The organism is Acinetobacter bohemicus ANC 3994, from assembly GCF_000367925.1.
In the GTDB taxonomy this organism is placed as follows: domain Bacteria; phylum Pseudomonadota; class Gammaproteobacteria; order Pseudomonadales; family Moraxellaceae; genus Acinetobacter; species Acinetobacter bohemicus.
This window is the reverse complement of sequence record NZ_KB849164.1, coordinates 815,493-833,087: the sequence shown is the minus strand read 5'-3', so window position 1 is coordinate 833,087 and position 17,595 is coordinate 815,493. Positions and strand designations below refer to the sequence as shown.

Annotated in this window: 13 protein-coding genes; 7 read left to right on the top strand and 6 right to left on the bottom strand. The window is 37.5% G+C overall.

Annotated features, from left to right (window positions below):
- Positions 1–63: 63 nt before the first annotated feature.
- On the bottom strand, positions 64–2,673 hold the full coding sequence (gene pepN, locus F994_RS03860) for an aminopeptidase N (protein ID WP_004648788.1): 2,610 nt from the start codon (positions 2,671–2,673) through the stop codon (positions 64–66).
- Positions 2,674–3,083: 410 nt separating this feature from the next.
- Between pepN and F994_RS03855 the strand changes: the two genes are divergently transcribed.
- The 3 genes from F994_RS03855 to thiM all read left to right on the top strand — a co-directional run bounded on the left by F994_RS03855 (position 3,084) and on the right by thiM (position 5,621).
- Complete coding sequence (locus tag F994_RS03855) at positions 3,084–3,347, top strand: hypothetical protein (RefSeq protein ID WP_004648786.1); 264 nt, start codon at positions 3,084–3,086, stop codon at positions 3,345–3,347.
- Between the two features lie 228 nt (positions 3,348–3,575).
- Positions 3,576–4,739: a hypothetical protein gene (locus F994_RS03850; RefSeq protein WP_034696519.1), complete on the top strand. Its 1,164-nt coding sequence runs from the start codon at positions 3,576–3,578 to the stop codon at positions 4,737–4,739.
- A gap of 60 nt (positions 4,740–4,799) precedes the next feature.
- Complete coding sequence (gene thiM, locus F994_RS03845; RefSeq protein WP_004648784.1) at positions 4,800–5,621, top strand: hydroxyethylthiazole kinase; 822 nt, start codon at positions 4,800–4,802, stop codon at positions 5,619–5,621.
- 407 nt (positions 5,622–6,028) lie between these two features.
- On the opposite strand, the gene F994_RS03840 is transcribed toward thiM, so the two are convergent.
- Both F994_RS03840 and F994_RS03835 read right to left on the bottom strand, forming a co-directional pair.
- Positions 6,029–6,760, bottom strand: coding sequence for a hypothetical protein (locus tag F994_RS03840; RefSeq protein ID WP_004648783.1), 732 nt, complete (start codon positions 6,758–6,760; stop codon positions 6,029–6,031).
- Positions 6,761–7,024: 264 nt separating this feature from the next.
- Positions 7,025–8,551 carry a TerC family protein gene (locus tag F994_RS03835; RefSeq protein WP_004648782.1) on the bottom strand — a complete coding sequence of 509 codons (1,527 nt, stop codon included), beginning with the start codon at positions 8,549–8,551 and terminating at the stop codon, positions 7,025–7,027.
- Positions 8,552–8,995: 444 nt separating this feature from the next.
- Here F994_RS03835 and F994_RS17350 point away from each other — a divergent pair, with 444 nt between their 5' ends.
- Positions 8,996–9,166, top strand: a complete 171-nt coding sequence (locus F994_RS17350) for a hypothetical protein (protein ID WP_228128025.1) — start codon at positions 8,996–8,998, stop codon at positions 9,164–9,166.
- A 184-nt stretch (positions 9,167–9,350) separates the two neighbouring features.
- Entirely contained in the window at positions 9,351–9,815 is a 465-nt protein-coding gene (locus tag F994_RS03830) for a MarR family winged helix-turn-helix transcriptional regulator (RefSeq protein WP_004648781.1), read from the top strand.
- A 383-nt stretch (positions 9,816–10,198) separates the two neighbouring features.
- Here the strand turns inward: F994_RS03830 and F994_RS03825 are convergent, their stop codons facing one another.
- The 3 genes from F994_RS03825 to F994_RS03815 form a co-directional block, all read right to left on the bottom strand.
- Positions 10,199–12,361, bottom strand: a complete 2,163-nt coding sequence (locus F994_RS03825; RefSeq protein WP_004648780.1) for a malate synthase G — start codon at positions 12,359–12,361, stop codon at positions 10,199–10,201.
- A gap of 362 nt (positions 12,362–12,723) precedes the next feature.
- A complete protein-coding gene (gene zapE, locus F994_RS03820) occupies positions 12,724–13,872 on the bottom strand; it encodes a cell division protein ZapE (RefSeq protein WP_004648777.1) in 1,149 nt (382 codons plus the stop codon).
- Positions 13,873–13,956: 84 nt separating this feature from the next.
- On the bottom strand, positions 13,957–14,964 hold the full coding sequence (locus F994_RS03815; RefSeq protein WP_004648775.1) for an AraC family transcriptional regulator: 1,008 nt from the start codon (positions 14,962–14,964) through the stop codon (positions 13,957–13,959).
- A gap of 158 nt (positions 14,965–15,122) precedes the next feature.
- Here F994_RS03815 and F994_RS03810 point away from each other — a divergent pair, with 158 nt between their 5' ends.
- A complete protein-coding gene (locus F994_RS03810) occupies positions 15,123–16,634 on the top strand; it encodes a flavin-containing monooxygenase (protein ID WP_004648774.1) in 1,512 nt (503 codons plus the stop codon).
- A gap of 51 nt (positions 16,635–16,685) precedes the next feature.
- A complete protein-coding gene (locus F994_RS03805) occupies positions 16,686–17,594 on the top strand; it encodes a LysO family transporter (RefSeq protein ID WP_004648773.1) in 909 nt (302 codons plus the stop codon).
- The last annotated feature ends 1 nt before the right edge of the window (position 17,595 follow it).

Here is a 17,595-nt window from a genome sequence, read left to right as displayed (position 1 = left end):
TCCCCCTATAAATTTGGGAAGATAGCACTTACTATTTATTAAATATCAAACATTTAATTAAAATTAAACACTTAACATACTATTTAACGTCTCTGCTACATTTTTCGATTTCACTTGTGATTTTAACGCCTCAAGTGCTGTTTTTACATCACTACGCTGAGGTTCAGCCAAGGTATACCAGCGCGAAAGCACTTGTAGTAAACGTGAACCGACAATTGGATTTTTCTCATCAAGATATTTGGCTAAATCGATGTAGTGTTGAACTCCAAAACCCCATGTATTAACAGGATTGGCATTTAAACCACCACTGACCGAACGGATACGATTGGGTGTACCCAAATCATAGTCTGGATGCGAAGTTAAATACTGGATACTTTCCACAGTGGCTTTTGGATGCGCTGCTTGTACCATAAACCATTGATCAAGCGACAATGCTTCATCTTTAAAACGATTATAGAAATCAGCTAAAGTATCTTTCGCTTGTGGTGCATCATTCCAGACTAAGACTTTAAGCGCACCTAAACGCTCTGACATATTACCCGTATTTAAATATTGCACATGTGCCAAATCAAAAGCTTCACTATCACCTTGACGTGCCAGCATACTCAGCATGATGTTTTTCAGCGCACGGACACCCATGGCTTGTGAAAACTCTTTTTGTAAATCCGGATCTAAAGCCAAATAAGTAGCTTTACAGAATTCACCCAGTTCACGTGCCAAGGTATCTAGCAATGCATTACGTTTTTCTTGAATAACGGCTGGTTTATAGTCAACATCAATACGACTGCCTAAATACCCTTCAGATGGGACATCAAACAAACGTGAAGCTAACAATGGATCTTTTTCAACCAGCTCTGGAATCGTATTTTTAATCGCTTGGACATAAATTTCAGCGTCATGACCATTTAGCAAAATACGTTCAAGTAAGGTTTGTGTCGCTTGCCATTGGTTAAAACCATTGGTTTCATATTGCACTAAAAATGCAAGTTCTTCATCTGAATAGTTAAATTCAAGATTCACCGGTGCAGAGAAGTTACGTAACAAAGACACCACAGGTTTCGCTGTTACCCCAGTGAACTCAATTGTTGCCGTATCTTGATCAAACAAATACACGCCATCTTTCACAGCATTTTCAAATAATGCCTCAGAATTTAGGGTGTATTGCTCACCTGTTTCTGCATTAAACAACGCCAATGCCACTGGAATTGGCACGGCTTTTAAGTTTGGATATTTCGCATGTGCTTTTAAGCTTTGTTTAAAGCTTAAACGATAGGTTTGTGCGGCTGCATCGTACTCACCTTGCGCTTCCAGTTTTGGTGTACCCGGTTGGTTGTACCAAATCAGGAATGCAGATAAATCTACACCTGAACCCGCAGTGAGTGCAGCAACCCAATCCTCAACCGTGACCGCTTGACCATCATGACGGCGGAAGTATTCGTCTGTACCTTGACGGAACTTTTCTTTACCCAACAAAGTCGACATCATGCGGTTAATTTCCGCACCTTTTTCATACACAGTTGCGGTATAAAAATTATTAATTTCGACAAAATGATCTGGACGTGGTGGATGAGACAATGGACCTGAATCTTCAGGAAATTGATGTGCTTTTAATACAGCAACATCATCAATTCGTTGTACCGCAGCCGATTGTAAATCTTCCGAGAAAGACTGATCACGGAAAACCGTTAAACCTTCTTTTAAGCACAACTGGAACCAATCACGGCAAGTAATACGATTACCTGTCCAATTGTGGAAGTATTCATGTGCAATCACCGACTGGACACGCATAATCGCCGCATCCGTGGTAAATTCTTCATCAGCAAGCACACATGAAGTATTAAAGATATTTAAACCTTTATTTTCCATCGCGCCCATATTGAACTGGCTGGTAGCGACAATCATGTAGTTATCTAGGTCATATGGACGACCATAATGCTCTTCATCCCATTGCATAGAATGTTTCAGTGCTTCCATTGCAATGTGGCATTTTGGAATATCTTTTTCTACGGCATAAATTTCTAAAGCAACGTTACGCCCCTCAGAAGTCACATACGAATCTTTAAGAACTGCCAAATCACCCACCACGCAAGCGAATAAATAGGCCGGTTTTTTTGTTGGATCTTCCCAAATGGTATAGTGACGACCTTCGCCTGTTTCACCCGCTTCCATCAAGTTCCCGTTGGCTAAAAGCACTGGAAATTTTTTATCCGCTTCTACACGTGTGGTAAAAATGGACAACACATCTGGACGGTCTGGATAGAACGTAATTTTACGGAAACCTTCAGGCTCATTTTGAGTAACAAATAAATCGCTACCTGCCTGATATAAGCCTTCAAGTTGCGTGTTGCTTTCTGGATGAATAATCACTTCTGTTTCCAGAATGACCTCATCTGGTGCATTGGCAATCACCAACTGCTCTGCATCTAATGAATAATCATTGGCAGTAAGTGGCACACCGTTCAAAGTAATCGATTTTAATTCTAGATCACGTCCAAGCAGCACTAAATCTCCTGCTGTCTGACGCTTCATGACCAAGGTTGCGTTAACATTGGTATGATCTGTATATACTTGAATATTCAAGTTGATTGAATCAACCGCAAAAGATGGTTTTTCATAGTCTTTTAAGTAAACAGTTTGGTCTGCTTCAACCACTGGGTTTGCCGCGATATTCATATAATGTCCTAATCCTGTAGTTTTAAGCCAAAACTTTGTTTTTTGTGAGCTGCTTCGATCATACGACAACTTTCACAATCTGTCTGCGCGATTGATTTGAGTTATATATGGGCACATTGTTGTTAATTTTCAATTCATCACTTCAACATCAGTGCAATTATTCTGTTAGTTGCTTACTTAACATGCATAACTCGAAAAAATGGCGCTGATACAGCATGACTGAAACAATATTCAATATAAAAATAACACGCCACGCTATTTAATATTTTGTTGTTACCGTGCATCTAAACTCATCTCACTTAAATTGACACTTATTTTCAAGATGACTACATTTTGAGCACGTTTCTTGCTTGTAATCATGTGTGCAAAGCGCACTATAAAATTAAGTTAGAACGAAAAGAGGTGTTCCCATGTATCTAAAAGAACATATTGTCCGTGTGGAAAATATCAAAACCATGCAGACACTTAATGCCGCAGGAATTGATCATAAAGTCATTGCGATGTTTATGAGTTGCGAAGGTATTCCAATGCAATCGCCCGATATTTGTGCAATTTTGAATAATTACGATACATTGGGCAGCAAAAGACTTCCCTCTAAAAAAGTGAAGGCTTTAATCGATGCAAAGCAATTAGGCGAGGACGATGAGTCATTGCCTTGCCCCGCCTCTTATTAATTAAAGGCTTTAAAAGCGTTAATTTCAGAATACTTACCCATGTGGAAATGAGAAGATTTTTTTCATTTCCACATTCATTTTTTAAAATACTTAGGCTATTTAAAAAAAGATTAAGCAATATTTTTCGCTACTGATTTATTGGTCATTCAGCACGAATCCATCACGTCATCACAAAAGACCTGTGTATAATTGATCTTATGATTAACCAGCTTGTGATTGACTCTTTCCATGCTTCTTCAGATTCTGCAAAAACAGTTAGATGAAAGTACATCATGCCCTTTATGTCAGGCATCCATGTTCTGGATTGAAGCAGAACAATATGATCAAGCCATTAATTTTCATGAATGTAGTCACTGCCAGCATCGTGTTTTTCAAGACCAACGCAATAACTGTCATTGTGACAAATGCTTAGCCAATCGCAAAAGAATGCTCACGGAAACACGATTGCAAGAGCAACGTAAAGTTAAATCCAAAGAAAAAGATCAGGTCGAATACCGACTGGATCAAATCAGTTTCCTGAATAAATTATTTTTACTGAGTATTTTGGACAACCAAGTTCAAGAACATACCACGCATCATGAATATATTGACTGGGAAAGTATTAAATACCATTCCATTACGCCGAATTATTTATTTCAAAATTATTTGATCAAGCAATTGGTTAAAGAACAAATCTTAATTGCTAAAGATTTTGCGGCTGAAGCGCATCATTATTATGTCAATGTACGCTTAGATGGCTATTCTGAACCCAGTTTATTTAGTATTACCCAGCAACTACGAAATTGGTTTTATGAAAATTTAACCATGGGCGTGCCATTTAAAAATGCAGATGAAGTCAAAAATGCTCTCTATTTAGTGCTCTATCAAGAAATTATTCAGTTTGCCCAGTTTTATTGCCGAACATGGGGTGTACAAATTGCAGGAAATAATGCTTTTCAGACCTTTTGTTATCGCTTGATGGATTCGTTGGCTGTAGGGCAAATTTATTATTTGCTGCAAACCGCATTGGAATATTTAAACCAACAAAAAGCGCTCAAAGCACGTAATGAAAACTTTATTAATACCAATTTATTAAAGAAAACCTTACAACAATATCGTGAACGTGCTGTGACTGAAAAATGGGAAACATCCACCCTACCACGACCACATAATATCCCTTTTAGTAAAATGAGCGAAATCCTGTTTTTTCGCTTTCTAGGCTACGATGAAAATATTTTTTTCCAACCCATTCGACATTCATGGAAAAAAATTGAACCTCGTTTAAGTTTTTATTCACAAAAACGCTGTATGTATTGTGGTTCAAATGAGCTTACTGTGGATTACGACGCGGAAAATTATGTAACCCTATGCTGTCGTACCTGTAAGCATCAAGACCATTATTTCACCCAATAAATGGTGATGAATATGTCTAGTTTCTCTAATCACACCCTGTATAACTTAAGGAATAATCCCATGGATCAAACTTCAACATTAATCGAGCATATTGTTGAAGCATGGACACAGCTGCAAACTCAGCAGCCGCTCGTGCAATGTATGACCAATAGTGTTGCAGCCAATTATGCAGCCAATGTTTTACTCGCTGCTGGCGCGTCTCCTGCCATGATTGATAATCCATTTGAAGCCGAAAGTTTTACCAGCATTTCCGCAGCACTCAGCATTAATTTGGGTACGCCAACCAGTGAACAAATGCAAGCCATGCACATTTCTGCACAAACGGCGCAGCGCACCAACACGCCTTGGGTACTCGACCCTGTGGGTTATGGGACGATTTTAAAATGGCGCTCAGATATGGTGGATGAATTACTCTACTATAAGCCCACTGTTATTCGTGGTAATGCTTCAGAAATCAGCACCCTTTCTGGCAACCAAGTGCAATCTAAAGGTGTCGATAGCACTTTAGACAGTTCCGATGTATATAACCAAGCCAAAGTGCTGTTAGAACATGCCGAATGTATTGCTATTTCAGGCGAGTCTGATTTTATTTTAACCAAAGAGTTCGATGCAGTTATTCAAGTCAATGGTGGGAGTTATTTACAGCCTAAAGTCACCGCGACAGGTTGTGCATTGGGTGCTTTAATTGCCGCTTATTGCGCTGTAGCAACCCCAACTATTGCTACAATTGCAGCACATACACATTTTGCAATTGCAGGAAAATTGGCATTTGAACAAACAAAAATGCTCGGTCATTTTAATGTGGCATTTATGGATTATATTCACAGTTTAAATCCAGATTTAATTCAACAATATGCAGATATTCAAATCCTTGAAATCTAGCAGATGCTTTGATTTTAATGCGATCACTTGACCTCTACTTGTAAAAGGTCAAGTGATCTAATAAACTTCTTTCATCAGTCGTTTTTTGATCAATACAAATAGTTTTAAAAGTCAAAATTAAAAAAAAATCTAGGAAATATTGAATTCATGAGTGTGGCATGGATGCCACACGTTTCCCATCCTTGCGCTGCATTTTAAAGTAGTGCTTAAAACTGGCTCAGGATGTCGTGTATGGGAAACAAAAGGTTTTTCTTGCAGACTCAAAATATATTTTGAGATCCTCATTTTGACCTTTCAAAAGTAGCGATAATGCCTACACAAAGACATAAAAATTGAAGCAATCCAATGAGGCAGTGCTGATTTTAAAGAATCAAATATTGAACATTGTTTGATTTATGCAAGTGATCTTAATACACATACCGATCGAAAGATAAATTAAACATCATCTCAAAAATCGTTTTTAAATCTAATTTACACACACACATCAAGCCCATACCATCAAAATAATCAGGAACATGTTGCATGAAAAAATTGATATGCGTGGTCGCTTTATTTCTTAAACACCGTAATTGCTCTAAGCTTACTTTAGGCAGCACAATTGGGTGAACAAAAATATCTTCTCGACGTTTTTGTACCTCACGTTTACGTTGCTGAAAAATATTTAAAACCTGTAAATAGTCTTGAGGAATCTGTCTTCCTACACGCGGAAAGAAATGCTGTGATCGTGATGCAAAAAGTGTATACACTTTGGGCTGTATGACTGTAGTTACAAACCATAATGGCATAGTCAGATGGCGGATTTGATGATTAAGCACCACACGAATGGCACTATTAAGTGTTCTATTTGTACTTCGATAAGCAGGTAAAATACCTGCTCTAGAACTCAAAACAAAAATGGGTTTTCCATCTAAAGAAAGTTTGATAATCGGCAGGACGTTTTGTCCTATTAATTTTCCTTCATGATAATAATGAATGACTTGGACTGAAACTGCGTCGACATCATGCACAAAATTATAAATTTCTTCTACGCTAGAATTAGGGAAAATTTGCTGATCAAATATCCATATCTTTTTAAAAAAACGTTTTTTTTGTTCAGATGCAAGTTTTGAAAAATCTGTAATCGTTTCCGTGATTAACATGAGAGTAACTCATCTTTTATTCTTATATGATAAGTATTACTCATTTTACTTATTTTAACATCACAAAAAATAGGGATTTTCATATCACATGAATCCAATGAATTTCCCTGCCATCCCATCTTATCTCATCAAATTTAAAACTTAAAAGAAAAATGGCAAATGATAAAAACCCAACAGCACGCGTCCATTGGGTTTTTTAAATTACTTCAAATAATTACGACTGAAAAGGTATCAAATACCGTTACAGCTATGCTCTATATGCTTCTAGCGATGCGTAATTAAAACAGATTTAATTCGGTTTTCGTCTAATTCAGTCACCTCAAAGTGAACACCGTGATACTCCAACTGAGTACCCAATACCACTTCACCATGTGTTTTATCTAAAATTAAACCCGCAACACTAATATAGCCCGCATCTTCGTCAACCAAATCAAGCATGCCCAACTCTAATTCAAGTTGGTATATGTCCAACATTCCTGATGCTTTCCATGTGTGCTCATCTATTTTGACTAAATCGAGCTGTTCATCTGCATCAGGAAACTCACCGGCAATGGCTTCAAAAACATCTAGCGGAGAGATTAAACCTTGTACATTACCAAATTCATCACTGACCAAAACCAATGAACCTTTTGAGGTACGCAAAGTATTAATGGCATCAATCACTTTCATTTTTTCAAAAATATAAATTGGGCGATGACGTTTAATCAGTGCTTTAAGTTGTTCCTCATCATCCAGAACATCAAGCAATTCTTTTGCACGCACAACGCTTAAAACTTTATCCAAACTGCCGCGACAAACTGGAAATAAGCTATGCGGTACGGATAAAACCTGTTCACGAATTCGCTCAGGTGCATCATCAATATTCACCCACGAAATTTGGTTTCGCGGTGTCATGATAGACGCTACTGATCTTTCAGCAAGGGTTAACACCCCACCAATCATATAGCGTTCTTCATCAGCAAAGGCTTCTTGCGCTTCAAAATGTTGAGCACTATTTGCAACTGTTTCCATTTTTCCACCCATCAATTTTAAGATGGAATCTGCGGTACGATGACGCAATGGAATTTTTGATTCATGCTTTGTGGTATTACGCTGAGTAAACTGATTGAAAGCTTCAATCACAATCGCAACACCAATACCTGAATAGATATAGCCTTTTGGAATATGGAAACCAAAACCTTCGGCAATCAAACTAATACCAATTAAGAGTAAGAAGCTTAAACACAGAATAATAACGGTCGGATGACGATTTACAAAATTAGTTAATGGTTTGGACGCAAGTAACATCACGGCCATCGCTACAATCATTGCAGCCATCATCACATAAATATTGTCCACCATACCAATTGCAGTAATGACCGAATCTAAAGAGAAGACGGCATCCAAAACTACAATCTGTGCGACAACCGCTGTAAAACTTGCATAAACAACATTGGTTGTTACTTTAACTTCAGGCTTGCCTTCCATTCTTTCGTGTAATTCACTGACTGCTTTATACAGCAGGAACAAACCACCAAACAAGAGAATCAAATCTCGACCTGAGAAAGTCCAGTCAAAGACGGTAATAAGCGGTTTAGTCAAGGTGACTAACCAAGAGATGGCAAACAATAAGCCCAAACGCATAATTAATGCGAGAGAAAGACCGAGCACACGCGCTTTATCGCGTTGTTCAGGAGGAAGTTTCTCAGCCAAAATGGCGATAAAGACGAGGTTATCAATACCTAAAACAATTTCTAAAACAATAAGGGTAAGTAAACCAATCCAAATTCCCGGATCTAATAAAAACTCCATTAGTTTATATCTCCGATTTTATAAATTTGGTAAAAACTAAACGTAGACCTGCACGGCGACGGATCCATATATGTAACCTGTTCAACAATAGATAAATTTATTATGCACAATCTATAAAATTTGTAATTAGATTTTTGTGTTTTTAACCACTAAATATTAAAATTGTATAAATTTTCTACTTTTTTATACTTCACATCAGCCATTCATCCAATGTTTTATTTTTTCAAAAACAAACTAATACCAATTAAGAGTAAGAAGCTTAAACACAAAATATCGACATAAGTTATTGTTTATAAAAATTATATAAATATTTATTTAATAAATACATCAATTTATTCAACTCATGACACAAATAGCAGAATTTTTTTGTTAAAGAAACCAATTCCCAAGTCTATTTTTTCACTAGAATGAAACATAGTCACGCTTCATAAGCAAAAATCTGAAATGCTATTACCTGTAGCTTTCCAATACGGCAGTCCTAAGGCAATGTTATCTTCAGATTCCTTTCAAAATTCTGAAGTTCAACAAGAAGTGCTGAATTTTGCCCAGAGTATTGTGGTATTTCATCAAGATAAAGACAGCTACACCCTGTCCCTTCTCAACAATCACGCTTAATTTTTAATTCTTTGTAATAAGAAAACTTATTTTCGATAAGTTTCTTTATTACATTAAAAAAAACTTAATATATAGATTGATTAGCTCTAAAAAAATTTAGTATATTCTGCGCAGCAAATTAACTTTATAATAAAATGCGTGCGTTAACGAATTACAATTACAAAGCTTACAGGGGAGTCCATCCATGACTAAAAAATACAGTAAATTTTTACCTTTAGCGGAAGATTTTACCTTAGAAAATTTTCCATACTATTGGGTTACTCAAGTACATGCTCAATATGTACAAAATGTAGACCATGCCTTGAAAAAATATGGTTTAGATAATTCACGACGTCGTATCTTGCTTGCCTTAAAGTCAAAGCCCCATGCCAGTGTTTCAGATTTATCTGAAATGGTTGTATCTAAGATGTCAACAACGACAAAAATTGTTTATCGCTTAAAAGATGAAGGTTTAGCCGAAACATATTCATGTGAAGACGATGCTCGAATTACTCGTGTTGTGTTAACGGACAAAGGTCTAGAAATGACTCACAAAATTAATGATCTAACCAATGTCGTTTTGGAACAATCTTTTGAAGGTTTAACCCCTCTACAAATTGAAAAAATGATGGAAAGCCTTAAGCATATTTTTAAAAACTTAGCGCATTAAACAAAACCTGATTCAATTGAAAGAATTCAGTTAAGGATGAGTTCTTTTAATTTCTACTTTAAATCGATGTAAACATTCAAACTCTGCCTCTGGGAATATTTCTACAAGCAATTGAATATATAAAGATTTCTAACTTAGGCCGTATCATCTCAACCCTTATGAGCAAGAACGATCAGTAGGCGTCATATGAGCAGATTCATAATTTTTTTATTATGGCATGATCCATCGCCCCTATCGTGATCATAATCACTGACCGGACAATTTCACTAATATTTTAAAAATTCCATATAAAGTAATAAGACGCTCTTTAGGTCTCGCTTCTTATGCTTGATACACAGCAATAAAAAAGCCTCCGAAGAGGCTTTTTTATTTACAGTGGAAACTTAGTCCCCTGTATAACCTTTTAGTTTTAAGCGTGCAGCGTGCAACAACGGCTCTGTATAACCAGAAGGCTGTTCGCCACCTTTAAAGATCAAATCAGATGCGGCTTGGAATGCAATACCGTCAAAGTTTGGACCCATAGCAGTATATTCTGGATCATTTTCATTTTGCTGATCCACAATAGTAGCCATACGTTTCATCACTTCTTCAACTTGTGCACGTGTCACAATACCGTGACGCAACCAGTTGGCAACGTGTTGAGATGAAATACGCAAAGTTGCACGATCTTCCATTAAACCAACGTTGTTGATGTCTAAAACTTTAGAACAACCTACACCCAAATCAACCCAACGAACTACATAACCCAAGATACCTTGACAGTTATTTTCAAGTTCTTTGGTTTTTTCTTCTTCAGACCAATTCGTGTCTTTCGCTAAAGGCGGAGTTAACAAATCATCTAAAGGCAATGCTTCAGTCGCCAACAATTCTTTTTGACGGCTTGCAACATTAATTTGGTGATAATGAATCGCGTGAATCACCGCACCGGCTGGTGATGGCACCCATGCACAGCTTGCACCAGCATCTGGATGTTCAGTTTTAGTTTTATACATATCAAGCAACATATCTGGTTTAGGCCACATACCTTTACCAATTTGTGCTTTACCACGTAAGCCTGCTTTCAAGCCAACCATAACGTTACGGTTTTCATATGCAGGGAACCAAATTTGCGCTTTTACTTCACCCTTACGAACGAATGGACCTGCTTCCATAAATGTATGGATTTCATCGCCCGTACGGTCCATGAAGCCTGTATTGATGAAAATTGTACGATCTTTGGCTTGAGCGATACAGTTTTTCAAGTTTACAGAAGTACGACGCTCTTCATCCATAATACCGATTTTAAGCGTTTTCGCTGGTAAACCGAGTAATTGTTCAGCACGTTCAAAAAGCTCTACAGCAAAAGCAACTTCTTCAGGACCATGCATTTTTGGTTTAACGATATACATAGAACCTTTACGCGAGTTCTTGATTTCGTTTTCACCTTTAATGTCTGCAAAAGACAATAATGGTGTAACCAATGCATCCATGATGCCTTCATAAATTTCCGCACCATCCACAAGGATGGCTGGATTGGTCATCAAGTGACCCACGTTACGAAGCAGCATCAATGAACGACCATGAATAATGGTTTCACCGCCAATTAAGTTTTTATGCGTACGGTCTTTATTCAAACTACGAGTAACAGTTTTACCATTTTTCTCGATTGATTCTTCCAAAGTACCTTTCATTAGGCCCAACCAGTTACGGTAGCCTTCAACTTTTTCTTCAGCATCAACAGCTGCAATTGAGTCTTCTAAATCCTGAATTGTCGTTACAGCAGCTTCAAGCACTAAATCTTTAACGCCTGCCGCATCTGTTTTACCAATCGGGCTAGTTGCATCAACTTCGATAATGACATGTAAGCCATTATTTTTGAATACGATTTCTGTAGGTGCAGCAGCTTCGCCGTTATAACCTACAAATTGTGCTTCATGTGCGACAGTTGTTTGAGTGCCGTCTTTTAAGGTCACAACAAGTTTATTGTGATCTACAGCATATTGCGTTGCATCAGCATGCGAACCTGTTGCAAGTGGGAAATTTTCATTTAAGAAGTTTTTCGCGAATGCGATAACTTTTTCACCACGTACTGGGTTATAGCCTTTACCTTTTTCCGCACCACCTTCTTCAGAAATGACATCGAAACCGTAAAGTGCATCATATAAAGAACCCCAACGCGCATTTGCTGCGTTCAAGCAGTAACGTGCATTACGTACAGGTACGACAAGTTGTGGACCAGCCAATAATGCGATTTCTTCGTCGACATTTTCTGTGCTGATCTGGAAATCTTCTACTTCTGGTAATAAGTAGCCAATTTCTGTAAGGAAAGCTTTGTAAGCTCCTAATTCAAATTTGTTGTTGCGGTGCCATTCATCAATTTTAGCCTGAATATCATCACGCTTAGCAAGAAGCGCTTTATTCTTAGGACTAAGATCAACAACGACTTGCTCGAAGTTTTTCCAGTATGTTTCGCTATCTAAACCAGAACCTGGTAATGCTTCATTTTCGATGAAATCGTAAAGTTCTTTAGCAATCGCTAACTTGCCTTTTTGAATACGTGCAGTCATTGTCTTTCCTGATATTGCTACTTTTTATAACAAGAGATTCTAGTATACCGATTTAAATCTAGCTGAATAGTACTATCACATTCCTAAATAGTGATCATTTTTTATAGAATAAAGTTATCCATTATTAAATAAAACACAGATCACAAAGGCGACATTATCATCAGCTTAAATACCTTTTTATAGTGTATAAAGTTTTTAAAATGCCAACATTAGACTTAAGTGCAGACTTATAAAGAAAAATAGCGCTTAAATTCAACATTACTATAGTTATAGAGCAAAGATTCAACAAAAACCAGTCTTAAATTTCGACAAAACAGATATTTTCTAGTTATAAAAAAAGCGCCATTTCTGGCGCTTGTTATTTAATTCACTTCCGACTCTATTTTTTGAATTTGTTTATGTGCTGCATTCAAGTAATCATCGGATTGCATTTCAAGTAAACGTGAACGCGTGCGTTCAATTTCAAAGGCTAATTTTTCACCTTGATAGATATCGATAATTGAATCTTCAGAGGTCAGTAACAGTTTTACACCACGATCATAAAACTCGTCGACCAAATAAATAAAACGACGCGTTCCTTCCGACAAGTGATCTGTCAAATGCGGAACATTACTGACCAATACCGTATTATAAATATTGGCAATTTCAATAAAATCCGCTGGACTACGTGGTTTAAAACATAATTCTGAAAATTCACACCATAAAACATCTTCAGTATGCCCAATCGTTTCGACGATACGATTATTAATAATAATTGGCTCTTGAGAAATGATTTGCGTTTGGGTCAATGCACTAAAACGCTGTGCAATCCAATTTTTATGATCATGCGTCAATGGATTTTTAAACAATTGAGCTTGTTTGAGTACACGTAAACGATAATCCACACCCGCATCGACATTTAATATCGCACAGTTCTTTTTCACCATTTCAATGGTTGGAATAAAGCGATCCCGATGAATACCATTTTTATACAGACCATCTGGAGCAATATTCGATGTCGCAACCAGCGTCACTCCACGATTAAATAATTTTTGGAATAATTCACTTAAAATCATGGCATCGGTGACATTTGAAACAAAAAACTCATCGAAACAAATCACCACTGCTTGTTGATAAATTTGGTCAGCCACCAAGTCAAGTGGATTACGCTGTCCCGACAACTTATTTAATTCACGATGAACGTGCTGCATAAAATGATGGAAATGCATGCGCATTTTGCGGCGAAAAGGAACTGAATCAAAAAATTGATCCATGAGCCATGTTTTACCACGCCCCACACCGCCCCACATATATACACCTTGTGGAGATGTTTGACGACGGAAACGACGAAAGGCTTTTTTCGATGCCTTAAAGCGTTGAATCAGTTCTTGCCAAACACGATCTAACTCATGAACAGCTTGCGCCTGTGCATCATCTGGCATGAACTGACCAGAAGATATCGCTTGCGCATAACGTTCTGCAGGTGACAACGGAGTAAAGGCTGTACTATGCTTAGAATTTAAATCAGACATATCATTGAATACTATTTTAGGCTATGCAAAGTATAGCGAAGATTGAGAAGGAATATATAGCACTTTGGCATTAATGAACTTAGGCTATTTAGAGTACTGACGTGGACTGTATCCAAACCACCGTTTAAAAGCATGATTAAAAGCCGCTGGCTCTGAATACCCCAACAACTCGGCAATCATTTCAATGGAATACTCCTTATACTCTATAAGTCTTAATGCTTTATCTTTAATTAACTGTTCACGTATTTGTTTATAGCTACTTTGCAGTTGTTGCAATTGATGACGCAAAGTTCGCTCTGGAATTTGTAAGGCTTGTGCTGTTTCTGCCATTGTAGGCATTACACCTTGCTGTAATTCCAAATAATCTTGTACCCGTTGCACCAATGAAGGAACATGTTCATTCATGCTTAGGCGCTCCAATTCGGCAACGCATTTTCTTTCATAAATCATAAAAGTCATTTTATCTGCCGATGGAATGTGTACATTCAGTACCGCAGCATCAAACCAAAATTCTGCACTCTCCGATCCAAACTGCAACTCTGAACCATAGTAATCATGATAAATGTCTAAGAACTGCCGATTTTCTGATTGTACAAATGGCAATTCAATATGGATTTGAGGAATGTCCAACCCCATCATTTTATAAAGATCTTGAATAAATTTATAAGTTCCTGAAATTTCACATTGCGCGCGCAGCAACCCCAAATCACTGTTTAAATCTTGTGGTTCATAACACAGTGCAACTTTGTGCGCTGCATATTTCAAACTTAATTTCCCTGTTAAATGGGTAAGTGCTTGATACTGAACTCCCAGCTCTAAAGCTGTCCGTATATCTTTACTGGTCACCAATAACATGAGCAAAGGACCATAGCCTGCAAGTGCATAATGTTGCCCAATAAATAAACCCGTTTCAGGCGCGACATCTTGCCCTATCACACTTAATACATTCCACTCCAAACAAGGATGAATAATTGAACTTGGATCTAAGGCATCAGCACGTAGACCAATACTTTGAAGTTTTTGATCCACCTCGACTCCAGCTTTACGCATGCCTTGAATTAAATACATCAAGCCGAGAACTGACCGTTTCATAGCATTTTCTGATTAAAGTAATATGACATTTTTTACTATAAAATTTCGTGCTTGCAAATTGCCGAATCTATCAATTTTTTTGTCATGCTTATCATGTTACTTGTTCTGTTATTCATTTAAGCTATAAAAAAATAAAACTGTACAAGGCAAATAAAATAATGCGCAATACAACTCAAATAAAGCAAACAACACAGCAAACTCAAATTGCAATTATTGGTGCAGGTTTTGGTGGCTTAGCCATGGCAATTCGTTTATTGCAAAATAACATTCAAGATTTTGTCATTTTAGAAAAAGCCAGTGATATCGGTGGTACATGGCGTGAAAACCAATACCCGGGTGCTGCATGTGATGTGCAATCCCATATGTATTCACTTTCTTTTGCACCTAAAAGTGATTGGTCAAAGCGCTATGCCGAAGCAGCTGAAATTCTTGCATATATCCAAAGCTTAATCAGTACTTATGATTTAAAAAAATATTGCCAATTGAACAGTGAAGTTATCGCTGCCAAATATAATGAACAAGGTTGTGATTGGACACTCACTTTAAATAATGACTCAACCCTCATCGCACAATTTGTTATTTTTGCATCTGGTCCATTGCATGTGCCGCAAATTCCACACATCAAAGGTATTGAAAAATTTCAGGGTAAAGTTTTCCATTCATCACAATGGGATCATCAATATGACCTCAATAACAAATCTGTTGCATCGATTGGTACTGGCGGCAGTGCCATTCAATACATTCCAGAAATTGCAGAGCAGGTTAAACAACTGTATGTGATGCAACGCACCCCAGCGTGGGTAATTCCACGCGATGAACGTACTTATAAAAATATAGAAAAGAAACTCTTTGCCAAATATGATTGGTTGCGAAAAATTCACCGTGCACGTTTATATTGGTCAAATGAATCTCGCGTTGTGCCGATTGTTAAGCCAACCGTGATGAAATATGCGCAAAAATTAGCTGAAGCTTATATTAAGTACCAAGTCAAAGATAAAAATATCGCCAATAAACTGACCCCGAATTACATCATGGGATGCAAACGCATTCTGATTTCTAATAAGTATTTTCCGACCTTTAATCGGAGTAATGTTGAACTGATTAGCGATGCTATTCAAGAATTAACCAGCAACAGTATCATTACCAAAGATGGTAAAGAACGTAAAATTGATTGCTTAATTTATGGGACGGGCTTTATTACCGATCCGCGCATTTACTTGAAATCATTTCAATGTCTTGGCGAAAATGGGCTAGATTTACGTGATGCTTGGCACGATGGTGCAGAAAGCTTTTATGGCATTTGCACCAAAGGTTTCCCAAATTTTTTCCAGTTATTAGGCCCGAATACCGTTCTGGCGCACAATTCTGTCATCTTTATGATTGAATCTCAGGTCAACTATATTTTACAGATGATTCAACTGGTCAAACAAAGCCATAGCCATGCAATTGTGGTGAAAGACCAAGTACAAGCGCAATTTAATCAAGATGTACAAACACTACTCGATGGAACTGTTTGGCAATCTGGCTGTGTCAGTTGGTATCAACAAGATGGCGGAAAAAACTTTGCACTGTGGCCAACATACACATGGAAATATTGGTTAAAAACCAAAATACTGAATCCCGCAGATTACCGTTTGTTAAATAAAACCTCTGGAAATCGTGCAGCTTAATCACTTAATGGTCATAATAAGCAGGTGTCTTTTCACCTGCTGACGTTTTGTATGCAATCGCTTTGGTTGATTATTCAACTTCTTATCTGTTTATGCTTTGGATTCATTCTTGCGCGTAAACTTCCTCATTGGCTAGAAAGCTTAGCCTTTAAAATTCTGCCCTATTTTACTTATATTTTGCTGATTACGATTGCAATTGAATTCTCTCAAACATTGCATAACATGAGCAGCCCACTACAAATTTTATCCAATGCACTTACACTCTCGATGACAACATCCGTCGGTGCCTTTCTCTGTTGCTATCTTTTGTTTAAAAGTATTGGCTACCAACCGATGCAAGGCAAAGTTTCCGCAGAACTACTGGTTAAATCACTGATCAATATTAGCTATGCTTTTATTGCACTCGCATTAGGCTATGGGCTTGCCGAACTGTTTAATCATTTTGACTATACATTGCATGTCAGCACATGGAATTTACTGCTTATTTTCATGTTTTTAATTGGTTTGGATTTAGCTTATTCACCACTCGACCGCTCATGGCTTAACTGGAAAATCATGCTCGTTCCTATAGGCTGTATTCTCGGATCACTTGCTGGCGCATTGTTTGCAGCAACAATCATCAAAGATATTAGCCTCAAAGATTTAATTATGCTATCGCAAGGTTATGGTTTCTATTCCATGACAGGCATTGTCGTGACTGAGTTGAAAAATGCAGAACTGGGTAGCATCGCCCTAATGAATGACTTATTTAGAGAAATTATTGCAATTCTTTTAATGTATAGCATTGGTTGGCGCTATCCGCGCTCTGCCATTTCATCTGCCGCGGCAACTGCAATGGATGTCACCCTACCCATGGTTAAACAAGCCTGTGGCAATGAATTTATTCCACATGCGATGGTCAGCGGCTTTGTTTTATCTGTACTTGCGCCAATTGTGGTAAGTGTATTGGCTGCTGTATAAA